The sequence below is a fragment of the Sorangium sp. So ce426 genome, assembly GCF_051475585.1.
Classification (GTDB): Bacteria; Myxococcota_A; Polyangia; order Polyangiales; family Polyangiaceae; genus Sorangium; species Sorangium cellulosum_B.
The window spans coordinates 2,560,755-2,582,481 of sequence record NZ_CP150341.1 but is presented as its reverse complement, the minus strand read 5'-3'; the positions used below and the strand labels follow the sequence as shown (position 1 = coordinate 2,582,481).

Annotated in this window: 21 protein-coding genes; 6 read left to right on the top strand and 15 right to left on the bottom strand. The window is 71.1% G+C overall.

Features of this window, described 5'->3' with window-relative positions:
• Positions 1–231: 231 nt before the first annotated feature.
• Complete coding sequence (locus WMF44_RS09885; RefSeq protein ID WP_437298871.1) at positions 232–1,557, bottom strand: glycoside hydrolase family 30 protein; 1,326 nt, start codon at positions 1,555–1,557, stop codon at positions 232–234.
• A 643-nt stretch (positions 1,558–2,200) separates the two neighbouring features.
• Here WMF44_RS09885 and WMF44_RS09880 point away from each other — a divergent pair.
• Complete coding sequence (locus WMF44_RS09880) at positions 2,201–2,986, top strand: hypothetical protein (protein WP_437298870.1); 786 nt, start codon at positions 2,201–2,203, stop codon at positions 2,984–2,986.
• 47 nt (positions 2,987–3,033) lie between these two features.
• Here WMF44_RS09880 and WMF44_RS09875 read toward each other — a convergent pair whose 3' ends face one another.
• Both WMF44_RS09875 and WMF44_RS09870 read right to left on the bottom strand, forming a co-directional pair.
• On the bottom strand, positions 3,034–3,855 hold the full coding sequence (locus tag WMF44_RS09875) for a metallophosphoesterase (protein ID WP_437298869.1): 822 nt from the start codon (positions 3,853–3,855) through the stop codon (positions 3,034–3,036).
• An 18-nt stretch (positions 3,856–3,873) separates the two neighbouring features.
• Entirely contained in the window at positions 3,874–5,268 is a 1,395-nt protein-coding gene (locus WMF44_RS09870) for a radical SAM protein (RefSeq protein ID WP_437298868.1), read from the bottom strand.
• Positions 5,269–5,469: 201 nt separating this feature from the next.
• Here WMF44_RS09870 and WMF44_RS09865 point away from each other — a divergent pair, with 201 nt between their 5' ends.
• Positions 5,470–5,811, top strand: a complete 342-nt coding sequence (locus tag WMF44_RS09865) for a putative metal-binding motif-containing protein (protein WP_437298867.1) — start codon at positions 5,470–5,472, stop codon at positions 5,809–5,811.
• A gap of 251 nt (positions 5,812–6,062) precedes the next feature.
• Here the strand turns inward: WMF44_RS09865 and WMF44_RS09860 are convergent, their stop codons facing one another.
• The 4 genes from WMF44_RS09860 to WMF44_RS09845 all read right to left on the bottom strand — a co-directional run bounded on the left by WMF44_RS09860 (position 6,063) and on the right by WMF44_RS09845 (position 9,496).
• Complete coding sequence (locus tag WMF44_RS09860; RefSeq protein ID WP_437298866.1) at positions 6,063–7,484, bottom strand: hypothetical protein; 1,422 nt, start codon at positions 7,482–7,484, stop codon at positions 6,063–6,065.
• Positions 7,485–7,495: 11 nt separating this feature from the next.
• Complete coding sequence (locus tag WMF44_RS09855; RefSeq protein ID WP_437298865.1) at positions 7,496–7,891, bottom strand: nucleotidyl transferase AbiEii/AbiGii toxin family protein; 396 nt, start codon at positions 7,889–7,891, stop codon at positions 7,496–7,498.
• Positions 7,837–8,142, bottom strand: coding sequence for a DUF6922 domain-containing protein (locus WMF44_RS09850; RefSeq protein WP_437298864.1), 306 nt, complete (start codon positions 8,140–8,142; stop codon positions 7,837–7,839). Before WMF44_RS09850 ends, WMF44_RS09855 begins: the two co-directional genes overlap by 55 nt.
• Before the next feature lie 154 nt (positions 8,143–8,296).
• Complete coding sequence (locus WMF44_RS09845) at positions 8,297–9,496, bottom strand: SMP-30/gluconolactonase/LRE family protein (protein ID WP_437298863.1); 1,200 nt, start codon at positions 9,494–9,496, stop codon at positions 8,297–8,299.
• Between the two features lie 219 nt (positions 9,497–9,715).
• Here WMF44_RS09845 and WMF44_RS09840 point away from each other — a divergent pair, with 219 nt between their 5' ends.
• Complete coding sequence (locus WMF44_RS09840; RefSeq protein WP_437298862.1) at positions 9,716–10,696, top strand: 2-dehydropantoate 2-reductase; 981 nt, start codon at positions 9,716–9,718, stop codon at positions 10,694–10,696.
• 118 nt (positions 10,697–10,814) lie between these two features.
• Here the strand turns inward: WMF44_RS09840 and WMF44_RS09835 are convergent, their stop codons facing one another.
• On the bottom strand, positions 10,815–11,324 hold the full coding sequence (locus WMF44_RS09835) for a hypothetical protein (RefSeq protein ID WP_437298861.1): 510 nt from the start codon (positions 11,322–11,324) through the stop codon (positions 10,815–10,817).
• Between the two features lie 387 nt (positions 11,325–11,711).
• Here WMF44_RS09835 and WMF44_RS09830 point away from each other — a divergent pair, with 387 nt between their 5' ends.
• Both WMF44_RS09830 and WMF44_RS09825 read left to right on the top strand, forming a co-directional pair.
• A complete protein-coding gene (locus tag WMF44_RS09830) occupies positions 11,712–12,860 on the top strand; it encodes a multiheme c-type cytochrome (RefSeq protein ID WP_437298860.1) in 1,149 nt (382 codons plus the stop codon).
• 148 nt (positions 12,861–13,008) lie between these two features.
• Positions 13,009–14,640 carry a hypothetical protein gene (locus WMF44_RS09825; protein WP_437298859.1) on the top strand — a complete coding sequence of 544 codons (1,632 nt, stop codon included), beginning with the start codon at positions 13,009–13,011 and terminating at the stop codon, positions 14,638–14,640.
• A 90-nt stretch (positions 14,641–14,730) separates the two neighbouring features.
• Here WMF44_RS09825 and WMF44_RS09820 read toward each other — a convergent pair whose 3' ends face one another.
• Positions 14,731–15,135: a GFA family protein gene (locus WMF44_RS09820; RefSeq protein WP_437298858.1), complete on the bottom strand. Its 405-nt coding sequence runs from the start codon at positions 15,133–15,135 to the stop codon at positions 14,731–14,733.
• A gap of 318 nt (positions 15,136–15,453) precedes the next feature.
• On the opposite strand from WMF44_RS09820, the gene WMF44_RS09815 reads away from it, so the two are divergent.
• Positions 15,454–16,023 carry a hypothetical protein gene (locus tag WMF44_RS09815; RefSeq protein ID WP_437298857.1) on the top strand — a complete coding sequence of 190 codons (570 nt, stop codon included), beginning with the start codon at positions 15,454–15,456 and terminating at the stop codon, positions 16,021–16,023.
• A 33-nt stretch (positions 16,024–16,056) separates the two neighbouring features.
• Here the strand turns inward: WMF44_RS09815 and WMF44_RS09810 are convergent, their stop codons facing one another.
• The 6 genes from WMF44_RS09810 to purE form a co-directional block, all read right to left on the bottom strand.
• The gene (locus WMF44_RS09810; RefSeq protein ID WP_437298856.1) at positions 16,057–16,560 is read right to left on the bottom strand and encodes a hypothetical protein; all 504 of its coding nucleotides are present in this window, start codon (positions 16,558–16,560) and stop codon (positions 16,057–16,059) included.
• A 95-nt stretch (positions 16,561–16,655) separates the two neighbouring features.
• The gene (locus WMF44_RS09805; RefSeq protein WP_437298855.1) at positions 16,656–17,639 is read right to left on the bottom strand and encodes a hypothetical protein; all 984 of its coding nucleotides are present in this window, start codon (positions 17,637–17,639) and stop codon (positions 16,656–16,658) included.
• A 38-nt stretch (positions 17,640–17,677) separates the two neighbouring features.
• Entirely contained in the window at positions 17,678–18,742 is a 1,065-nt protein-coding gene (locus tag WMF44_RS09800; protein WP_437298854.1) for a hypothetical protein, read from the bottom strand.
• Complete coding sequence (locus WMF44_RS09795; protein WP_437298853.1) at positions 18,739–19,452, bottom strand: hypothetical protein; 714 nt, start codon at positions 19,450–19,452, stop codon at positions 18,739–18,741. Before WMF44_RS09795 ends, WMF44_RS09800 begins: the two co-directional genes overlap by 4 nt.
• Before the next feature lie 410 nt (positions 19,453–19,862).
• Positions 19,863–21,074, bottom strand: a complete 1,212-nt coding sequence (purK, locus tag WMF44_RS09790; RefSeq protein WP_437298852.1) for a 5-(carboxyamino)imidazole ribonucleotide synthase — start codon at positions 21,072–21,074, stop codon at positions 19,863–19,865.
• A 55-nt stretch (positions 21,075–21,129) separates the two neighbouring features.
• Complete coding sequence (purE, locus tag WMF44_RS09785; RefSeq protein WP_173427451.1) at positions 21,130–21,633, bottom strand: 5-(carboxyamino)imidazole ribonucleotide mutase; 504 nt, start codon at positions 21,631–21,633, stop codon at positions 21,130–21,132.
• Positions 21,634–21,727: the final 94 nt, after the last annotated feature.

Here is a 21,727-nt window from a genome sequence, read left to right as displayed (position 1 = left end):
ATAGCGCCCCGGGGCCAGAGGCTCGCAAGGCCGAGCGCGGCGACGCTCCGGAGCGTCGAGCCCCTCCGGCCAGAGGTTCATCTCTCCCGGGAGGCTGTCGACACCCTCCGGCCAGAGTTTCAACTCTCCCGGGAGGCTGTCGACACCCTCCGGCCAGAGTTTCAACTCTCCCGGGAGGCTGTCGACAGGTTCAGGCCGCGATGGGTCACCCCGGGCCGGGTCGCGCGCGCCTCACTTCCAGTTGACGGTGGCCCAGCCGCGGGCAGGAACGCTGAACTGGAGCTTCTTGCCGGCCACGCCGAGGGTGGTCGTCTTCGCGGCGCTGCCCGAGTTGTACATGACCGTGACGATGCTGCCGTCCGGGTTCTTGAACGCCAGCGCGTCGCCGCCGGTCGTGTTGACGCGCATCGCTCCAGGATCGACGTACTGCGAGACGTGGCGGAAGACGTAGTAGGCAGGGGTCAGCACCAGCTCCTTCGTGTCGGCTTTCACGTTGAGGAGCGCGTTCTGGGGCCACGGCCGCTGCGAGTCGATGTTCTTCCCCACCGGGTCCAGCACCATGTTCCAGGCGCTGTACGAGTTCACCCCCGCCTTGATCCAGTCGCGGATGAGCCCCCAGCTCTCCTGCCCGTACGCGTGATCGTTCGCTGCCGTGTTCGGGTTGAACGCCGGCACGCCCGGAGGGTTCCAGTTGTAGTTGCCGCACTGGTGCTCCGTTTGCACGATCGGCATATTCCGCGATTTCAAGCCGTTCACGCTGCCCCGCATGTTCCACTGCAGCCCGAAGCCCTTGACGTACTTCATCGCGGTGGCATCCCCGGTCACGGCGCTCAGGATCCCCGGATCCGCCGCTTCGTTGGACATCGTGCCGAGGAAGATCTGCGCCTTGATCCCGCGCTCTTCGAACGTCGGTCCGAGGTAGGTGCCGATGAACTTGGCCATGAGCTGCCCCGTCCACCCGCAGCTCGGATACCTCGTCTCGTAGGTCGGCTCGTTCTGGGGGTGGACCGCCTCGATGGTCATGCCCTCCGCGGCGTACGCCTCCACGAACTTCGCGAAGTACAGCGCATGCGCCTTCAGGGTGTTCGCGTCGTCCTTCATCTTGCCACCGTCGAAGGCGCCGTTGCTCTTCATCCAGGTGGGGGGCGTCCAGGGGCTGGCCCAGAGGTGGAGCCCGGGCCTCACGGCGAGCGCCGCCTTGATGTACGGGATCAATTTCTCCTTGTCCCGCGCGATGGAGAAGCTCTCCATCGTGAAATCATCCTTCTTCTCGTTGAGGCTATAGCGGTCCATCGCATAGTCGCTGGCCCCCATGGGGATGCGCCCGTAGGCGAACCCTGCCCCCTCGTTCTTGTCGAAGAGGAGCTTGATGGCTCGCTGCCGCTCAGCCTCGCTGAGCATCGAGAGCATGTTCCATCCCATCTCGTTGAAGGAGCCGCCGAAGCCATCCCAGCGCTGCTGCGTCGCCGCGTCATCGACGGTCACGTCGGCATTGCCGCTCGTGACCTCCGTCGGCGTCCCGATCTTCCAGTACTCGTTCGCGCCCGAGGTGATCAACGTGGGCTCGACAATGTCGGGCTCACCGCCGCCGGTACCGGAACCGGACGACGAGCCGCCGCCGCCGTCTCCGCCCGGATCGCCGCCCGCACCGTCCGAACCGGTCGAGCCGCCCGTCCCCGCGCCGCTGCCTGCCGTCCCGCTCCCGCTCGCGTTTCCGCTCCCGCTCGCGTTTCCGCTCCCGCTCGCGTTTCCACTCCCACTCCCGCTACTGCCCGCACCCGCACCCGCACCCGGGCCGCCCGAGCTCTCGGGTTCTTCCGGGCCGCTCGAAGAACCACAACCCACCAGGAGAAACGCGAGCAATATGCCGACGGTCGAACCGCGTGCCCTGTTCATCACAAAAATCCTCCATCCCAGGGGTGCAACCCCTTGGCGGTGCCTGCAGCAGGCGTCAGAAAGTGGCCGTCCTATATGCCCAGAAGGCCCCACGGTGATCGGGCGGGTGGGATAAAAGGGGGCAAGCTCCACGTCGATGACCCGGCGCACGCACGAGCCATGTGCTCGCGTCACGCCTCCCGTGCCGAGGGTCCGCGCCGACATCGCGGATGGCACGGCGGCACGCCTTCCAGATCGTGCACAGCAGATCCAACCCGGCCGTACGATTGCTGTGTTTCGATGCGCGTGTTAGCGTCGGCCCCCGATGCGAACCGCGGTTCTCGCCCTCGCCCTGCTGGCCGGTTGCGGGAGCGCATCCGGGGCGGCGCCCGGCTCGGCCCTCTCCCCCTCCTACGCGACGAGCCTGGGCTCCACGTCGGCGAGCATGCCCAGCATGCTGCCCGCGCCGGCGTTGCCCAGCCGGGCTTCGGTCCAGGCCGATCTGGTCGTCCGCCCCGACGTGCTCGTCCTCGGCTTCGCGCTCCAGGAGACCGATGCCGATCCGCAGCGCGCCCTCACCGCGGCGCAGGCCGCGGTGCAGGACCTGGAGCGGCAGTTCAAGGAGGCGACCGGCGGAGCATCCACGGTGAGGATGCTGGGCGCGTCGTTCACGGCGGTCTTCACCGAGAAGGCGGGGAGCGAGGGCGACGCCGTATCGACCACTGTCGACGGCGTGATCGAGGTGCGCCTCGCCCCCGAGCTCGACTTCTGGGCGAGGAGCCGGCAGGCCGCAGCCGTGGCGCAGGTCAGGCGCGAGGTGAGCGCCGCGGTGCAGGCGGCGAAGGACGGGCGGCGCGGGGCCACGTTCGGGCAGCTTCGGGCCGAGGTGAAGGAGCCGGAGGGGCACCGCGCGCTGCTGACCGAGCAATGGCTCCGGAGGGCGCGGTCGTTCGCGGAGGCGGCGCAGGCGGCGTCGGCGCCGCTCCTGCTGGTGGACTGCGCGCCGCCGGGAGCCATCGAGCAGCGGCCCATCTCGCTGCTGGAGGTAGGGCTCTCTCTGTCGGTCGCGTGCCGCCTGAACGCGCTCTCCGCAGGACCGAAGCGCGACTGACGGCCTCCGGGCGGTTCACCCCCGGTCATCCGTCGTCGGGCAGGACGTCACCCGGCGATCAGCCGGAACACGGGGAGCTCTGGCCGACATGTGAACCGCACAGGAAGGACGCTCGTGCCGACACCGCGGCTCACGTACACCCTGCCATGGGCCGTGTCGTACATACCCGAGCGAAATCGGCCCGATCCAGGCGGAACCCACACCGCTGTTCCGAGCGCTCGGATCTGTCCTCCATGCGTATGCCCCGCGAGGCCCAGATCGAAGCGCGGCGCGCCGGGAGGGAGCGTATCGAAGACGCCGGGCGCGTGCGTGAGAAAGAGCCGCGCCGGAGCGGACGGCACGTTCGCCAGGGCGGCGCGCAGATCGGCGTTCCCGCTGCAGAAATCGTCCGTCGCGACGATGGAGACGCCGCGCTTCAGCAGCACCGACTCGTTCCCGAGGAGCCTGGCTCCGGCGCGCGCGTACACCTCGCTCAGCCTTTGCAAGGGGACGTGCCCCCAGTGTTCCCAGTTGCCGACGGTGGCGAGGACCTCACGCCCCGGCGCGGCGAGGCTGCGGCAGAACTCCTCCAGCACGCCGAGCGAGCCCTCGCCCTCGATCGCGTCGCCGGTCAGCACGACGAGATCAGGCGCCAGCCCGCGGATGGCGTCGATCGCCTTCTCGTGGACGCTGCCCAGCGCGCGCAGGTGGATGTCGGAGAGGTGAGCTATCCGAAACCCCTGGAGCGCGGCCGGGAGCCGCGGGATCGGGACATCGTGCTCGGCGACATCGAGCCAGGAAGGTTCGATGGCGATTCCATCGAAGGCGGCAATCCCTGCAGCGCAACAGCTGGCGTGGAGGAAGGCTCGGCGGGTGACCGGTCGGACCATCTCGGAATCTTAGCAAACTCAGCTGGAGGGCCGCGGCTTGCGCGTGAGCTGGACCAGCCGCTCCGGGGAATCATCGTGCCCGGGATCGGGGCCGTCGAGATCTTCCAGCACGAGCTCGAACAGCCCGTTGTCGAACGGCCTCCCCGCGGCCGGCGCGGCGGGGATGAGGCGCTCGCGCTTGCCCTGCGCGGCCAGCGTGCGCGCGCGGAAGTGGCAGTACGGGTTGTTCCCCGGCCGCCCGAAGAGCGCGTGCGCCGTGAAGGTGCACCCGCCCATGCACACCTCCGCGAATGCGCAGCTCCGGCAGAAGCCCCAGAGATCGTCGGCCGTGCGCGCCCGCGCGAACGCGAGGCGCGGGGCCTCGTCCCAGATCTCCTGGAGCGCGCGCCCGCGCAGGTCGCCGCCCACGTAGGCGTCGCTCTGGAGCGACGGGCAGCCCTTCACCGCGCCGTCGGACTCGATCCCCAGCACCAGCTTCCCGGCCTGACAGCCGCGAAAGTGGTCGCGGCCGCCCTCGCGCAGCGAGCGCAGGAGCGCCTCCTCCGGGCCGAAGTAGCCGAGGTTGTTGCCGGGCATCACCGTGATCCCGTCCCGGAAGGCCCGCCGCTTCAGCTCGGCGATGCGCGGGAGCACGTCGAGCAGATCGTAGGGCTGGAGCAGCATCGCCGGCCGGTCGGCCGCGCGGCCGAGCGCCGCGGTGATCTGCACCTGCCACGCCTTGATCCCCTGCTCCCGGAGCAGGTCGTAGAGCGCCTCGAGGTCGCCCTGGTTCACCCGGTTGAGGTTGGTGTTGGCCGCGGTGAGCAGCCCCGCGCCCCGGAGGTGCCCGAGCGCCGAGAGCGCGCTCCGGTGGCTGCCCGGGGCCTTGCGGATGAGGTCGTGGGCGCGCTCCAGGCCGTCGACGCTGACCGAGACGCTGTGCAGGCCGGCCTCCTTCATCCGCGCCGCGATCTCCGCCGTGATCCCGCGCGCTCCGGTCGTCATGGTCGGCCGCACGCCCGCGGCCTTGAGCGCAGCGATGATCTCCAGAAAGCCGTCGTGCAGGTAGGCCTCGCCGCCGATGAGCACCACCTCGCGCGCGCCCATCGCCGCGAGCTGCCGCACCACGCCCAGCGCCTCGTCGGTGCCGAGCTCCGAGTGCCGCGCGGCCCCTGCCCTGGATCCGCAGTGCCGGCAGGGCTGATCGCAGCGGAGCGTCAGCTCCCAGACGACGTACGCCGGGAAGTACTCGCCGGGGACCACATCGAGACGGCGCAGCGCCATGCCGGAGCCTAGCGCGAACGCCGCCGGCGGATCCTGCTCTTCGCCGCCCTTTCTATCGCGCGGGGGGGATGGTGACCTGCGTACGCGCACGCGCACGCGCACGCGCACGCGCACGAACACGAGCACGAGCACGCGGGGCCGCTGCGCCATTCCCCTCCATTTTCCTTGCGCGTCGCCGGGGCGCCTTGCCGTAGAATGGAACGGTTTGACCTCCCTGGCTCGGCCTTCCGAGGCGCACCAGGGCTCGGCCACAGGGCCCCAAAGGCGGAGATCCTCATGCTCACCCTCGGCGCTTGTCCTTGCTGCGATGGTTTCCTGCCTCCCGGCGCTTCCGCCTGCCCGCATTGCGGCGTGACGCCCACGGCCGAGCGCGCCAGCTGCGCGCAGGCGCGCCACGGGATCGCGGGCCGGCTGCTCGCGGTGGCGTCGGGCGGCATGATGGCTGTCACGCTGATGGCCTGCTACGGCATGCCCCCGTGCGACGAGCCCGCGACCGACAGCGACGGCGACGGCTACCAGGCGACATGCGAGGGCTACGGGCCCGAGGAGGACTGCGACGACGGCAATCCTGACATCCACCCCGGCGCGACGGACGTGGCAGGTGACAGCCTCGATCAGGACTGCAGCGGCGACGACACCCCGCTCGGCACCGGCGGCGGGGGCGGCAGCGGCACCGCAGGCGGCGCCTCCTGAGGCTCGGCGACCTCCTCCTCGTGCTCTGGCACGATTCTGCTGAAGCGGTCGGATCCGGGGTTGCCTCTATAGTCCGGTGGCGAGGTACTTACCCCACCTTGCCGAAATGATGGGGCCGCCATAAGACGCCATAAGACGACGCCATAAGACGCCAAGATTATTCATTTTTTGGCGTGTTTTGGCGTGTTTTGGCGTCTTTTGGCGTCCTGGCGGCTCAAAAGACCCCACCCTCGGCCAAAGTATCCAACCACCTACAGTCCGAGGGAATCGTCGTCCCCTTGCGAGGCTGCGGCCCATTCGGACAACACACGGCGGACGCGCTCGAGATATCCCCCCTCGCGCACGATCTCCTGGTATCCCGGCACCGCGCCGACCCACTCCCGCATACGCACGTTCGACGCCTCGGTGAGGTACATCGTGGGAAGCCCCATGAGCGCGGGCCCGTCCATGCCTGCGGTCGTGACGCCGAGCTGGCCGACAACGCCGTGCGTTCGTTTCAGGTGCTCGAAGAACTGAAGCTGCGCCCGGCGCATGTCGAGCTGCCGGAAGGTCGGGTCCTTCCAGAAGAGCGTCATGTCGATCGCGCCCTCGGGGACCCGTGCGTCTCGAAGGGCGTCGCCGGTCAGCACAGGCACGAGCCCCGTGCGTTGAACGAGGTCCGTCAGCTCCAGGAGCTCGGCGAGCGTCGTGTTGCGGTGCGGGTGGTGGGTCCCCTCGCGGATCCAGAGCAGCACCTTCTTCCGGCATGACGCTCCCGCCCGCGCTTCCGCGAGCCTGCGATCGACCCAGGCGATCACCGATCCCGGAATGGGCGCGTCCGCCAGAAACGCCGCGCGGAGCCTCCCCTGGGCGGAGGACGGATCGGCCTTGAAGGCGCGCGCGACGATCTCCGTGGTCTGCTTCACCGCGCGCGGGCGCGAGCGGTACGCCTGAAGGTGATCGCTCAGGCCTGCATCGCGCAGAAACGCCTCGGCTTGCGCCGTCCCCGCTTTGCCTGGCTCGACCTGGATCGCCGCGCCCGCGAGGACGGCGGCCGCGGCGACGTACCACCCCTCGCCGAACGAGAAGCCGCCGTCGGTGTGGAATGTATACGCGTGGTTTCGCTCCTCGATGATCCTGCGCGCCGCGCGGGCGGCGACCGCGGCCTCGTGAGCCGCCGCGCGCGCCGCGCGGGCGACCTTGGACCGCGAAGAGCCGCCCTCGAGCTCGGAGGCGCAGTCCGCGGCCGCGCGGGCCGAGGCCTCTGCGCCGGCCACGATCGCCTCCACGCGCCGCCAGCCGTCGTCGCAGGCGCCGCGCGTCGGCGCGCGCTGCGCGCTCAACGAGAGCTGGCCCGCGCCGTGGAGCGCGTCTTCTGCTCGCGCCGCGTGGGCCCTTGCCAGCGTCGAACGGGCGCCCATCGCCGTAGCGAGGATTCGCTCTCTTCCAGCGGCGACCTCATGTTCCTGGAGGGCGGCGCGCTCCTGCTCGGCGGTGGCCAGCGCGCGATCCGCCTGCTCGATCGCGCAGTCGAGCAGACGCCGGTAGCGCTCGCGCTGCCCCGGCGTGTGCAGCGTGGTCGCCAGGGCGAGCGCGGCGTCGAGGCTGCTTTCGGCGTCGCGCTCGATCTGCTGTGCGGCGAGCGCCTCGGCGACAACCACTCCCATGCACACCGGATCGAGTCCCTCGATCATCGTCCTGTCGGTCACCCGCCGCTCGCAGCGCTGCCGGCAATAGCGGTTTGTTGGTCCCGCACCCCTGCCATGGGAAATGCTTCCGGTCCGGGCTTTGGCGCATCGAGCAGCCCATAAGGATACCTTACGATATCCACTGGGATGCCACCCACCATTACCCGCAACGCCGCATCGGTCATGCTTATCACCTGCAGATCGGGCACCACAACCCGAACCTCCTGGGCGAGCATCGTCAGATCGACGTCCGCGGAAATGCTGAACAAGTCGAGGTCCAGCGACCGACGGTGGCGTAGATGCACTGCGATGGCCGTCCCCCCGGCCAGATAGAACCGCTCGATCCCTGGGATGATCTTCAGTCGACCCAGAGCGCGGCTCTGCTCCTTCGCCAATCCGGTGGACTTGCCCACACTTCACCCTCCGCTTTTAGTACTGCCCGCCAGAACGCAAGCGTCCGCCCACTCAATTCGGGGTGCCCGAGTTCCCGCAAAAACCGGTAAATCCCGTTCATTCCGTACGTCCGGATGAGCCAGCGCACCTCCTCCAGCCGACCGAACTCGAGAACTCGCGGGATGATGTAGTCCTGGCCCGTCACTGTATCGAGTGCCTTCGCGTCGACGTCCCAGAATACCCAGCGGAATCTCTCCGGCACCTTCGCCATGCCCGAGTCTACCGCACCTGGAGCCCCGCGAGGAAGCCGCTGCCGCCCGGCTTTCGCCCGGGCAGCCGGAATCCGCCCGCCTCTGTCCGCCGCCGGGAGCTCGCTGCTGGAACGCCGGCGCGGCCGAGCACCGGCGGTCTGCGTCCAGCGAGGTTCAGTAGGGGTATCCGGGGATGTTCATCTCCATCGCATAGAGCGACGCGCCCGCCGTGATGTAAAGGGTCTTTCTATCGGCCCCGCCGAACGCGACGTTCGACACCTCGCCCATCCCCGTGATCTTGCCGAGCCTCGCGCCGCTCGGCGCGACGATCTCGATGCCCTCACGCCACGCGATGTAGACATTGCCCGCGCAGTCGACGCCCATTCCGTCGGCCTTCGGCAGGTTCGCGGCGAAATCGGACGAGGCGCCGGGCGCTCCGTCGGCGCTCAGCGTATAGCGACGGATCCGGCCGGGGGTGAACTCGGTCACGTACAGCACGCTCTCGTCCGGCGAGAGCGCGACGCCGTTGGGGGTCTCCAGCGTGCCGATGAGGCTCACCGCGCCGGACGGAGACACGCGGTACGCTGCTGTCGGCAGCTCCGGCCTGCCGCCGCTGAGCTGAAAATCGGGATCGCTGAAGTAGACGTTGCCGTCGCTCCGCACGACGACATCGTTCGGGGAGCTGAACCGCTTGCCCATGTACGATCCGGCGATCTCGCGCCGCGCCTTCGTGCCGAGATCGAACACGGAGATGCTGCGCGTGTCGTGGGTACATGCGACGAGGTTTCCGTCGCTGTGGAGGCCCAGCCCGTTCGTCCCGCTGTTCTCGAGGAACACCTCGAACGCGCCCGGCGGCGTGAGCCTGTGGATCTTCGCCTTTGGACCGTTGAGGGGCGGAGCGTTCTGCGCCTGCATGTTGATCTCCGAGAAGAACAGCGCCCCGAGCTCGGCGACCCAGACCGGGCCCTCGACGTACGTGAACCCCCCTCTCACCAGCTGCGGCCTGCCGTTCGCCGGCACCGGATCGGCCGCGTACGGGCCGCCCGGGCAGACGGCCGACACGTCTTCACCGCCACCCGCCCCGGCGCCGCCCTCCCCGGCGCCGCCGCTGCCGCTCCCGCTCCCCGTCGCGTCGCCCCCGCTGCCGCTCGTCACCGCAGCGCTGCCCGCGCCCGCGCCCGCGCTGCTTGTGCTGGCGGCGCTGGAGCTCGTGGCGCCCACGCTGCCCGTGGAGCCGCTCGACCCGCCAGCCCCAGCGCCGCTGGAGGCTCCGCCCCCGCCCTCCGACTCGAGCGGGTCGTCGTCGCCGCCGCCACAGCCAGCCGCCGCAACGAGCACGATCCAAGAAACGACGAGCGAGTACCTGACCTTCATAAGCAAGTGCCTCCAAGCGCCCCCGGATGGTGTGCCGATCGGGCACGCTCATCATCGTCAGCTCGCCTCGCGCCGCAAGGGCCGAGGTGACGGAGCGGCACAGCGCCTCCGACGCGCGCTCCGCGCAGTCCGAGGACCGGTGCGACGCGGTGCGCCGTGAACGGCGGCGGCGGGCGAGGAGGCAACCGGCGGTCCGCGACGATAGGATGCAGGGACATCATGAAAATTGCTGTTTACGGCTTCGGATCCATCGGCGGTTTGCTCGGCGCCCGGCTGGCCACGGCCGGCTGCGACGTCAGCGCCGTCGCGCGCGGAGAGAACCTCGCCGCCTTGCAGAAGCGCGGCCTGCTGCTGCAGGTCGATGGAGAGATCACCCGCGTGCCGATCCGCGCCGCAGAGGATCCGGCCGCGCTCGGCGCGCAGGACGTCGTGATCATCGCGGTCAAGGCCACCGCGCTGGCCGACGTCGCCGCGCGCATCGCGCCGCTGCTCCGCGAGGACACGATCGTCGTCCCCGCGATGAACGGCGTGCCGTGGTGGTTCTTCGCGCCCGAGAACGTGCCGTATGCCGGCGCTCGGCTCCGCTCGCTCGACCCGGGCGACGTCGTGCCGCGCGCCATCCGGCTCCGCCAGGTGGTCGGCTGCGTCGTGCATCTGTCGGGCTCCAGCCCGGAACCGGGGCTGGTGCGCGTCGGCCTCGGCAACCGCCTGCTCCTCGGCGAGCCGGCCGGCGGACCGTCGGGCCGGGTGGGCGCGCTGGTCGAGCTGCTGCGGCGCGCCGGCTTCGAGGCCGAGGCCAGCGCCGATATCCGGACCGACATCTGGTACAAGCTGTGGGGCAACATGACGATGAACCCGGTGTCGGTGCTCACCGGTGCGACGTGCGATCGGATACTGGACGATCCGCTGGTGCGCGGCTTCTGTCTCCAGGCGATGCAGGAAGCGGCGGCGATCGGCGAGAGGATCGGTTGCCCGATCGCGCAGAGCGGAGAAGACCGGATGGAGGTCACGCGCAGGCTCGGCGCGTTCAAGACCTCGATGCTGCAGGACGCGGAAGCGGGCAAGTCGCTGGAGATCGACGCGCTGGTGACCGTGGTCCACGAGATCGGCGAGCTGACCGGCGTGCCGACGCCGACCATCGACGGCTTGCTCGGCCTCGTGCGCCTGTGCGGCCGCGCGCGCGGCCTGTACGCCGGATGATCCGCTGCCCCTGCGTCGCCGACGCCGCCGCGGCGCCGCCCGGGCAGCGGCGGCGCTCGCCGCGCGGCGCCCGCGGAGACCTGCCGCCGCCGCCACGGCGGCCCGGGTGACGGGCGCGTCAGAGCGCGTCGCATGTAATGCCGAGCCGCACCAGCGACACGGGCACGAGCGTGGCTCCGATGGAGACGAGCCGAGGCTCGCCCATGGATTCGGGGTCATGAATTGAGGAGTAGGGGACTCGCTCCTTCGTCACGTCGTGCTCGACGGCGACGGCGAGGCCGAGCTCGAAGTGCACGGGACCTGGACCGAAGATCCAGCTCGCCCCGGCGCGAGCCCCGACGAAGATCGTGTCGCCGTCGACGCCGGGGCCGCTGTCCCAGCCGGGAGCCCCCACCCCCGTGTAGGAGTGTCTCCCGAAGGAGCCCGCGAGCGAGAGTCGAAGCCCGGCTGGCGATCTCCACGCGACGCCCGCTGTCGCGCCGACGCCGCTGAAGCTCTCCCCGAGCGGCTCCCCCCCTGTCTCGGCGAAGCCACCTACCTCGATGACGCCGATGCGGTACGTGAGCGCGAGATCGAAGCGCAGCCCATCGCTGTCCGAGCCCGAGTAGAGGCCGGCGCCCGCTAGCACGTTGAAATCCATGCTCGGCGCGGACCGACGCGCAGGAGCGACGTCAGGGGCGCTGCCCTCCTGCGCGCGGGCCGCCCCGGCGCAAAGAAAGAGGGCTGTCGCGAACCATCGAGACACGTTCGATCGAAGTGAGCGCATGTCGCGCCCTGGAGCATCGCGTGTACCAGGTGCGTCGTATTCATGCGGCCCGCCGCCGGGCGCCGCCGCGCTGGCCTGTCCGACGCGAGATCACGAGTCCTCCATCGCTCCCCTGGGCCGCCGGCCGCTCTGGCTCGCCTGCGGGCGCGCGCTGGCGCTCGCGCGGCCCGTGACAACCTGGTCGCGGTGTCGCTCGAGCAGCACAGGAGGTGACGCAGCGCCGGGGGTGTTGTAACTGCAATCTTCGCTGTGCGGCGCTGTGCACCTGGCCTCGGCTTGCTTGTCGCGGGCGCCCTCGCGGGCGCGTGCGCTGCCGCGCCGGACGCGCCCGCGCGGCCCGCGGGTGACGTCGAGGCGCCGGCCGGCGGCGCCCTGCCCGGGGCCGCGGAGGCGGCGCGGGTGCCCATGCCGGGGCCGGCGCGGGCGCGGCTCGGGGCGGCGGTGATCGCGAACCGGGCCTGCGAGGGGTGCCACGAGGAGGTGGCGCGGGAGTGGCGCGCGTCGCTCCACCACCGGGCGAACACCGAGCCGGCCTACCGGCGGGCGTTCGCGATCGAGCCGATGCCGTTCTGCCGGGCGTGCCACGCGCCCGAGGCGAGGCCGGAGGAGCCAGAGCCGGAGGCGCTCGGGGCGCTCGGCGTGGCGTGCGTGACGTGCCACGTGACGACCGACGGCGAGGGCGAGCTCGCGGGGCAGGCGGTGGCGCCGGTGCTCGCGGCGCCGTGGGCGGGGCGCGGGGCGCCGCCGGCGGCGCCGCACGCGGTGATCCGGGACGCGCGGTTCGGGGGCGCGGACGCGTGCGCTGCCTGCCACGAGTTCGCGTTCCCCACGGCGCGAGGGCGGTCGGCCGCGGAGCTGATGCAGTCGACCGTCATCGAGCACCGCGCATCGCCGGCCGCGGACCAGCCCTGCGCGGCGTGCCACATGCCCCGCGGGCCGGGGGGGCGGCGCGGCCACGGGTTCGCGGGATCCCGGGACGAGGCGCTCGTGCGGAGCGCCGTGGCGGTGACGGCGCGGCGGCTCTCGGCGACGCGCGTGGCGGTGACGCTCGCGCCCGCGAACGCGGGGCACGCGTTCCCGACGGGAGATCTGTTCCGGAGGCTCGAGGTGTCGGCCGAGGCGCTCGGGCCCGACGAGCTGGTGCTGGGGCAGGAGACGCGCTACCTGGCGCGGCACTTCGCGCTGCGGCCCGGGGCGATCGGGCGGAAGCTCGTGGCCGACGACCGGGTGCACGCGGAGCCCGTGACGGTGGAGCTCGATGTCGGGGCCGCCGGCGAGGGGCGCGCGATCGCGTGGCAGGTGGCCTACCAGCGGGTGGCGCACCCGAACGGGGTGGACCTGCGCGACGCGGAGATCGAGGGCGAGATCCGGGTCGCGTCGGGGAGGCTCGCGCCATGAGCGGACGAGGGATCGGCGCGAGGGGGAGCAGGCCGGCATGGCGAGCGGTCCGGGGTGGTGGGCTGCCGGGCAGCCGGCGGGTCGAGGACGAGAGCATGAGAGCGCGGCGCGGCAGTCCGGCGCGGCCGTGCCTGGAGGAGGACGAGCGATGATCGGGCGAAGGGCGTGCTGGGGGCTGGGCGGGCTCGTGATGGCCATGGCAGGGTGCGGCCCTGCGCCTGCGCCGCAGGCCGCGGATAAGCCGCGCGCGGAGGCCGCGGCGCAGGCGACGGGCGCGCCCGGTACGGCAGGCGCGGCAGGCCCATCGAGCACCGGAGGCGCCTCGAGCGCGGCGGGCGGGGTGAAGGCGGATGAGGCGACGAAGCCGGCGCCGCCGCCGGAGTCGGCGTTCACGCCGGTGGCGCAGATCCCGGAGGACCTCGAGATTCGGCTGCACCCGGTGGAGGGAGCGCTGCTCGTGTCGACCCCCAACCTGACGGTCGTGGAGGGGGAGCAGACGAACGTGGCCACCGCCGTCGGCGTGCTGAAGGACGGGAAGATCGATTTCCCGGAGCGGCTGCGCGTGCCGGGGTGGATGGTGACCGTGAGCGGCGTCCACGGACGCTATCCCGACCAGCTCGACCTGATCGCGACGGGCACCACGGGCCGCACCGGCGTCGCCGAGCACTACGCGCTGGGGGCGAAGGGCTGGGATCAGCGCGTGGGCGACGCGGGGCAGTGGTTCACCGGCGTGGCGAGGATGGGCAGCTCGCTCGTGGGGCTGACCGGGCCGACGATGATCGGACGCTCGAGGTTCGTCACGCTGCGCGGGCCCAGGGTGGGGCTGACGATCACGCCGGCGCCCAGGAAGGGGGAGTGCCGCGGGTTCGACGCCGAAGCGGCATCGCGTTACTCGGAGGCCGAGGTCCGCCCGGAGGCATTCGGGGCGACGCGCGACGGGACCGCGCTGAGCTACGGGCGCAACTGCAACGGGGACAACGCCGTCGAGGTATGGAAGCCGGGCGAGAAACGGTCGACCATCCTGCCCGTCCCGGCGCCGTCCGAGGAACAGACGACCGACGAGGTGCGCACGCTGATCCTGCCGGGCCCCGGCGACGGCGAGGCGTGGATCGTGGACCGAGGCGTGCTCCGCTACCAGGGCGGGGAGGCGAAGAAGATCGACCCGCCGGCGAAGGGCGCGCGCGTGCTCACCGCGTCGGCGGCGCCGGACGGGACGCTGTGGGCGCTCACGGACGACGCGCTGTTCACGCGCAAGGGAGACGCCTGGGAGCAGGCGCCGCTGCCCGACGGGGTGAAGGCCCGCGACGTGGCCGTGGGGAGCGACGGGGCGGTGTGGGTCGCGGCCGGCGGGGCGATCCTGAAGCACGGCGGCGCCAGCGAGGCCGCGGGCGCGGCGCCCGGGACCATCCAGCTCCAGAAGGGGCCGCCGCCGAAGCCCAGGGAGAACCGGACCTTGCCCAGGCCCGGCGGGCCGAAGTGCCCGCAGAACCTCGTGGTGCTCTACACGTTCAGCAAGACGGCGCCGGACGACTACGACTTCCCGCTGACGCGCAAGGCGCTCAAGGGACGCACGGAGTTCTCCCCGGCGCGCTTCGTTGTGACGCGCGACATGGGGCAGCGCTTCCTCGCCGCGTTCGTGCCGACCTGGGATCTCGCCAAGAAACTGGAGGAGCGGATCAAGACCGATGTGCGGGGCTCGACGCCGCAGATCGTGTGCGCCACCCCGGAGGTGGTGCGGGAGCTCAAGCTGGATCTGAAGACGGGAGAGGTCGCGAAGTAAGACGGGTGAAGACGGCGCGGCGGGGGCGCCGGCGTGCGGCGGCGCCCCCGTCGATGGGCCTCCGTCCGCCGCAGCCAGCGGCGGCGACGGTCACAGGTGCCGGGTCTCTCCCGGCGGCGCGCCCCAGTTGTTGTTGCGTCCGTCGGCGTACCGGATCGGCGCGGAGATGAGCTCCGCGAGATCCACGTCGTCCAGCGAACCGAGCTGGACCGCCACATAGTCGCCGCCGATCGCCTCGACATACCCGCGCCCGAACGAGCGCACGCCGCAGTGTCGACAGAACAGGTGGTGCCCGACCTTCATGCCGAACTGGTAGTCGCTCAGCGCGTCCTCACCCGCGAGCAACCGGAACGCGTCCGGCTTGAGGATCACGTTCCAGTTTCTCGTCTTGGTGCAGATCGAGCAGTTGCACTTGTTGGTTCCAGCGCTCAGGTCGATGTCGGCCTCGAAGCGGACCGCGCCGCAGTGACAGCTCCCCGTATAGGTCTTCTTCATGTGCAAACCTCCTGGCAGGACGGGCGTTCGCGTTCGAACGCGCGACCACCTGAAGGCCTGACGGTACCCGAATCCGCACCGGCGGGGGCCCCTTCGAAGCGCCGCCGCGCGGCCTGGAGGCGCGCTGCGCCGGCTGGGCCGGGGCGTCCGCCAGCCGAGCCGCGGGTTCGTTGCCCTGACACACCTGTCATGCCGCTCGGCGGGCGCCTGGCACAAGGCGTCAGGAGCGCCGGCTTCTCGCGCCCGCGCAGGCGGCCTGCCCATTGCTACGCCAGCGCGTCCATCAACGGCGGTTCCGCCGTAGAGAGGATGCCCCCCATGACCTTATCTCTTTTTTCCCTCGTCCCACTCGGCTCTTTCGCGCGCAAGGCCGCCGCGCTCGCCGCCGGATTCACCGTGGCCTCCGCCATGCCCGGCTGCATCATGAACCAGAAGCAATGCAACGAGATGGCCTGTAGCGACACCTTCACCATCACCGCCACGACGGCGAACAGGAGCTGGGCAGCGGGAGAGTACACGCTGGAGCTCGCGGTGGACGGCAACGCGGTGTCGTGCGCCTACAGCTGGACGAACACACCGAACGTCGGCGGCAGCGGCGTGTTCGTCCAGTGCAGCCCGACCGTCAGTGTCTCGGTCAATGCGGTGGAAATCTGCACGGAGACGAGGCGCGGCGACGGCGTCTCCCAGAGCTGCGTCCCGGCCCCCGGGCAGTTCACCCAGCAGCTCGCGATTCGTGGCACGCCGGCGCGCGTCGACGTCGTCGTCCGGCGGGACGGCGCGCTCCTCGGAGAGCGGAGCTTCACCCCCGCGTACCGGACATGGTACCCGAACGGCGAAGACTGCGGGCCTGGGTGCCGACAGGACGCGCAGGACTGGGCGCTCCCGTAGCCGTCGGCGCCCAAGGGGCGCCGAGGCGCTTGCCTAATCCCAGCGCGCGGAGAGCACGCTTCTCATCCTGTCGATCCGCAGCGCCCTCTCCAGGGCGCGTCCCTCGTAGGCGCTCAGGAGCGCGGGGAGCGCCTGCCGGGCCAGCGCCAGCAGCGCGCGGCGGCGGACCTCCGGATCGAGCCTGCCCTCGACGACGATCTGGCTGAAGGCCAGGGCGAGGATCGCCTCGTCGCGGGTGAGCAGGCCGTACTCGTCCTCTTCGCCGAGCGCCTCGACCTCGGCCGCGCCCACGGCGTCCCAGCCGGCATTGCCGACCTCCCAGCGCTCGAGGAGCGCGTCGAGGAGCTCGATCGGGCTCTTCTTCGGGTGCTCGTCGCGGAAGTCGCGGAAGGCGGTGAGGGTCTCGTGCGCGGTCTCGTTGCCGAACGGAGCGGTCTCGTCGGTGAGCGACCAGAAGAACGGGTCGGTGAGGGCAGCGGCGGCCCGGGGGTGGCAGTCGTCGGGGGAGAGGTCGGGGAGCTCGGGCGCTTCGGTCATGGGAGAGGGCTTTCCGTCGGGTGAGGCGCGGGCGCGCCGCGCCGCACCTTACCGCGTCGGCGCGCCCCATCCGAGCGCGGCGCCCTCCTCCCCCTTCATTTCCAGTGCCCCTTCCCCTTGTGCTTGTGCCTGTGCTTGTGTTTGTGCTTGTGGATGACGAGGACCCGGCCGTCGTCATCGTCGTCGTGCACCACCACGGTCGGCTTGACGTCGACCTTCACGGCCCACGTGGTCGCCACCAGGATGCCGATCACGGGCGCGCTCGGGCCGACCACGATCACCGCGCCTGGACGGTAACCACAGAGGACCACGTGCGTGTGCCCGCCTTCCTTGAGCACCACCGTGATCTTGGTCGGATTGACCTTCACGCCGAGCTTGCCGGTGAAGTAGAGCCGATCGGGCCCGGGCGCGAGCACGATGACGTCAGGCCCCGACGCCGTCTGGATGGCGAGCTTGATCTCGCGCTCGCCGATCGGCACCGGCTTGAGGTTGAGATCCAGCACGTACACGCGCAGATCGCCGCTCTCCTTGTCGGCGACGATCTCCACGATGTCGTCTCCGACCGGCTGGAGCACGCCCCCGTTCGGCCCCTTGGTCCCGTCGAGCTGGGTTGTCTGGTGCTCCCTGGCGCTCTCCTGGAGCTCCCGGGTCCCGCCGCGCGGCACGTGCAGCACCCCCTTGAACGGCTCGCCCTTCACCTTGAGCTCGTAGCTGACCTCCGTCAGGTCGTCCTCGAGCGGCGGGAGCTTGGCGAGCAGCACGCCCCCCGACTTGGGCTCCGGCACGAGCGCCGCGCTCATGGGGGCTCCGCCCTTGCCAGGCACCTTGACCGAGACGCTGCCCGACACGTCCGCCGCGATGGGCTTGCCGTCGCGATCCTTCACGAGCGCCGTCACCTGCCCGTCCTGGGCCACCGTCATGACGACGGACCCGGGCTCGTGCTGCTCCGTCAGCGCCCAGTTGTCCTCCATGCTCTCCGCCGTGATCTGCGGCGACTTGCTGCAAGCAGACGAGGCGAGCGCCGCGGAGGCGACCCCGAGCGCGACGACCATGGACCGGAGACAACGTTGGATTCGCATACACCCCTCTCTGGTGACATCTCGAAGGCGCGATCGCCTCATACCTGCTTGCGCGTCACGGACCAGATGAAGCCGTCGTACCAGAAGTGCATCAGCGCGACGGTCTGCGTGATCGACCACAGCGCGCGGTCGTCCGCCGGCGCGAGCTCGGCCAAGACCCCGTACACGAGGACACCCCCGAGGAAGACCGCCGCCGCGATCGGCGCCCCGGCCCGGAGCGCGTCGAGGCGCAGCCGGCGGCGGAGGCGGCCGCCCTCCGACCACCAGACGAGCGCCAGGTACTGCACGGCGTGGAACAGGTTCATGATGAAGAAGGCCTGTCCCCAGGGGTTGAAACCCCACGTGTAGATCGAGCAGAGGCCCGTGCTGACGAGCAGCCACACCTTGGGGAACGACACCCGATAGCCCCGCCGGATTATCGCGCGGTAAGCGAGCGCGTAATAGACCAGGTACGACGTGCCCGCGGCGATGACGGCCCAGCTGATGACGCGGTGGCTCGACGTCATCAGCGCGGGGACGGCGGTGAAGAAGGCGGGGCCCACGCCCTCGAAGGCGTCGAAGCTCTGGAAGTGGAGGAGCATCGTCGCGCCGCCCAGGATGGGGCCGGCATAGAGGACGAGGTTGAGCCAGAGATCCAGCCGGCGGCCGAGCGCCGGCGCATTCCCCGCGCGCGCGTCGTAGATGCGCCCGAGGCCGAACGTCTGGAGCGCCGAGTGGTAGACGTCCCAGAACACCACGAGGACCGACACGCAGGCGACGGCCCACATGGACAGCATCATCGCGGCGAACAGGGCGACCGGCGCCACGAGGAAGCGGAGCCGGTGCCGCCGGAAGATGTCCGCGTTGCCGTGGCTCCGGAGGAGCACCGCGGCGAGGTGGCCGTGGATGAGCGTGCCGATGAAGAGCCCCGCCCACGTGACCTTCTCCCCATGAAGCCTGAACGGCGCGTCGGCGAACGGCGTCCCCGCGATCAGGGCGCCCGCGGCGAGCGCGAAGAGCGGCGGGAGCAGGAAGAAGGCCCAGTCGTACAACGGGCCGACGATGTACGCGGCCCGGCCCACACCGAGCAGCGCGGCGGACGCGGGCTCGGCCCGTGCGCTCATGCGGGCCGCGGGGCCGCCGCGGGCCGCGGCTCCGGTGCTTCTGGCGAGAAGCCGATCGTCCATCCCTGCACGGCGAGGAGATCGACGAGCGACAGCAGGAAGAGATTCACGCCGACCATCTCCATCGACTCTTCCACGAAGTCGATGAGCGCGTAGATCAGGTTGTCGCTCCCGGCCCGCTCGGTCCAGTACCCGAGCGGCAGCTCCAGGACGAGCGCGCCGGTGACATAGATCCCGCCCGAGAGGAGGAATCGATTCCGCATATCTCGCGGGAGGTGCGAGAGGAACTGGAGGTAGGCGACCGCGAACACCGCCACCGCGGCGGCCGCCGGGATCACCCAGCTGAAGTACAGGACCCCGCCCAGATCGAGCCAGGAGCTCGCCGCTTCATGGATCTCGACCACCTCGTCGAGCGAGATGTAGAGGAACGCCGCGGAGAGCCCCCACCAGTGCTTCACGAACTTGCCCGTGCGCCGGGCGCCGACGGCAATGACAGCGAGCGTGAGTGAGCACACGAACAGCAGGGACGAGGTGTACCACGTGGGCACATTCTGTTCGTAGCTCAGCGAGAACAACGGGACGACGCCGCTCTGGCTCCTCAGGTGGAGGAGCGGCTTGAGCACCTCGACGCCGAGCCCGGCGCCCGCGATCACCGCCATCACGGCGAGCAGCGCGACCTGGAGCCGGGCCCGCGACAGGGTGATCTGCATCGAACGAGAAGAACTACGCCAGGACGCCGGACACGGTCAATGCGCAAAGCAGCCGACACCGGCGCAGCGAGGCGGCGCGGCGCGCCCCGGCGAGCGGGCTCGGGAGCGCTCGCCAGGGCGCGCTCTCGAGCCAGCGGCGCCTCTGTGCGAGATAGGTGTTGAAGTCCAGGGCGTGTGTTCAGATCCAACGCATCGAATATCGATGCTTCGTCCTGATAGCCAGCGCGCGTGATTCCGCCCTGGCCAACGCGCGCTGCCCCTGTGGACGAAGACACCGTGAGATGTCTCCGCACGAGCGCTCAAGACCATTGAATCCGCCGAGATCGCCGCGCGCGGCCGCGGCGCGCGCCGCGCCACCCTGGGCGGCAGTGGAGAGCGTCGTGCGCCGGCGGAGGCCCGCCGGCGGCGCGTCAGCGCCCGGGGAGCGGCAGCCCGGCGTGCGCCGAGAGCCGGGCCATCGCGAGCTTCGCGGCGACGAGCGCCTCCTCCGGCGTGCGGCCCGTGGCGGAGAGGTGGCCCATCTTGCGGCCGGGGCGGGCGACCCGCTTTCCGTAAAGGTGGAGCCGGACGCCCGGGATCTCCAGCGCGGCCTCGAACGGCGGCGGCGCGCCGCCGAGCCACACGTCGCCGAGCAGGTTGAGGATCGCCGCGGGGCGGACGATCTCGACCGAGCCGAGCGGCAGGTCGCACACGGCGCGGACCGCCTGCTCGAACTGGCTCGTCGCGCAGGCGACCTCGGAGGCGTGGTAGCTGTTGTGGGGCCGCGGGGCGAGCTCGTTGATGAGCAGGCGGCCGTCCTTGAGCAGGAAGAGCTCGACGACGAGCAGCCCCTCGACGCGCAGGCCGACCGCGAGGTCGAGCGCGATCTGGACCGCCTGCCCCGTCACCGCGGCCGAGAGCGGGCCCGGCAGCAGCGACCAGTCGAGGATCTGGTCGACGTGGTGGTTCAGCGCCGGCGGGTAGACCGCGAGCTTGCCGCTCGGGCTCCGCGCGACGAGCACCGAGAGCTCGGCCTCTAGGTCGAGCGCCTGCTCGACAACGCAGCGCTGGCCGCCGAGCGACGCGAAGAGCGACGCGGCCTCGCGCTCGAGGTCGCCGGTACCGCCGGCGCCGCCGCCGCCGTCGTCCAGGCGCGCGTCCCCCGAGAGCCGCAGCTGGCCGCGGCCGTCGTACCCGCCGACGCACGACTTCACGAAGCACGCGCCGCCCATGGCGCGCGTCGCCTCGAGGAGCTGCTCGCTCGTCGCGACCTCGCGGAAGGGCCCCACCGGGAAGCCGTTGCGCGAGAGCCAGCCCTTCTGGACGCCGCGGTCCTGCACCAGGGTCAGCACGTCGGCCGACGGGCGCACCGGCGCGAACCGGGCGGCGGCGACGAGGCCGTCCGTGGCGACCTTCTCGATCTCGAGCGTCACCACGTCGCACTGCGACGCGAGCTCGGCCGCCTGCGCCACGTCGTCGAACGAGGCGACGATGCAGTGATCGAGCACCGAACGGGCCGGGCAGTCCGGGTCAGGATCGAGGGCGTGGACCTTGTACCCGAGCGTGCGGGCGGCCAGCGCCGTCATGCGGCCGAGCTGGCCGCCACCGAGGATACCGAGCGTGGAGCCGGGAGCGATGGGCATTTCCGGAGGACCTGGTCGAGGGGGAGCGAAACGAGGCCTGGCGAGGCCTGACGAGCTAGACGATGACCGAGTCGCGTAGCACCGCCGCCTCCTGGGCGCCGCGGAAGGCGGCGAGGCGCTCGCGGAGCTCCGGGTGCTTGCCCGACAGGACCGCCGCCGCGAACAGGGCCGCGTTGGCCGCCCCGGGCTTGCCGATCGCCATCGTGGCGACGGGGACGCCCTTCGGCATCTGGACGATCGAGAGCAGCGCGTCCATCCCGTTCAGCGCCGTGGCGGGGATGGGCACGCCGATGACGGGCAGCACCGTCTTCGCGGCGACCATCCCGGGCAGGTGGGCGGCGCCCCCGGCGGCGGCGATGATCACCTCGATCCCGCGCTCCGCGGCCGTGCTCGCGTACTCGAACATCCGGTCCGGCGTGCGGTGCGCCGAGACGACGCGCACCTCGTGCGGGATGCCGAGCTGCGTGAGCAGCTCGCTCGTGACGGCGAGGTGCTCGTAATCGCTCTTGCCGCCCATGATCACGCCGACCCAGGGCTTCTCGGCCGAGCTCGCTCCCATTTCCGCTGGGGTCCGGCCCTCGCCGGCCCCTCCCTCCGCCATCGTGCTCATCGTTCCACCGCTCACCGGCTCATCGGCCGTCCGTCGTCCGTCA

What these genes read in the sequence shown, in the direction of transcription:
- WMF44_RS09880 (WP_437298870.1), top strand. Translation starts at nt 2,201, where the DNA reads ATGCGAACCGCGGTTCTCGCCCTCGCCCTGCTGGCCGGTTGCGGGAGC.
- WMF44_RS09875 (WP_437298869.1), bottom strand. Translation starts at nt 3,855, where the DNA reads ATGGTCCGACCGGTCACCCGCCGAGCCTTCCTCCACGCCAGCTGTTGC.
- WMF44_RS09870 (WP_437298868.1), bottom strand. Translation starts at nt 5,268, where the DNA reads ATGGCGCAGCGGCCCCGCGTGCTCGTGCTCGTGTTCGTGCGCGTGCGC.
- WMF44_RS09860 (WP_437298866.1), bottom strand. Translation starts at nt 7,484, where the DNA reads ATGATCGAGGGACTCGATCCGGTGTGCATGGGAGTGGTTGTCGCCGAG.
- WMF44_RS09850 (WP_437298864.1), bottom strand. Translation starts at nt 8,142, where the DNA reads ATGGCGAAGGTGCCGGAGAGATTCCGCTGGGTATTCTGGGACGTCGAC.
- WMF44_RS09845 (WP_437298863.1), bottom strand. Translation starts at nt 9,496, where the DNA reads ATGAAGGTCAGGTACTCGCTCGTCGTTTCTTGGATCGTGCTCGTTGCG.
- WMF44_RS09840 (WP_437298862.1), top strand. Translation starts at nt 9,716, where the DNA reads ATGAAAATTGCTGTTTACGGCTTCGGATCCATCGGCGGTTTGCTCGGC.
- WMF44_RS09825 (WP_437298859.1), top strand. Translation starts at nt 13,009, where the DNA reads ATGATCGGGCGAAGGGCGTGCTGGGGGCTGGGCGGGCTCGTGATGGCC.
- WMF44_RS09820 (WP_437298858.1), bottom strand. Translation starts at nt 15,135, where the DNA reads ATGAAGAAGACCTATACGGGGAGCTGTCACTGCGGCGCGGTCCGCTTC.
- WMF44_RS09815 (WP_437298857.1), top strand. Translation starts at nt 15,454, where the DNA reads ATGACCTTATCTCTTTTTTCCCTCGTCCCACTCGGCTCTTTCGCGCGC.
- WMF44_RS09810 (WP_437298856.1), bottom strand. Translation starts at nt 16,560, where the DNA reads ATGACCGAAGCGCCCGAGCTCCCCGACCTCTCCCCCGACGACTGCCAC.
- WMF44_RS09805 (WP_437298855.1), bottom strand. Translation starts at nt 17,639, where the DNA reads ATGCGAATCCAACGTTGTCTCCGGTCCATGGTCGTCGCGCTCGGGGTC.
- WMF44_RS09800 (WP_437298854.1), bottom strand. Translation starts at nt 18,742, where the DNA reads ATGAGCGCACGGGCCGAGCCCGCGTCCGCCGCGCTGCTCGGTGTGGGC.
- WMF44_RS09795 (WP_437298853.1), bottom strand. Translation starts at nt 19,452, where the DNA reads ATGCAGATCACCCTGTCGCGGGCCCGGCTCCAGGTCGCGCTGCTCGCC.
- purK (WP_437298852.1), bottom strand. Translation starts at nt 21,074, where the DNA reads ATGCCCATCGCTCCCGGCTCCACGCTCGGTATCCTCGGTGGCGGCCAG.
- purE (WP_173427451.1), bottom strand. Translation starts at nt 21,633, where the DNA reads ATGGGAGCGAGCTCGGCCGAGAAGCCCTGGGTCGGCGTGATCATGGGC.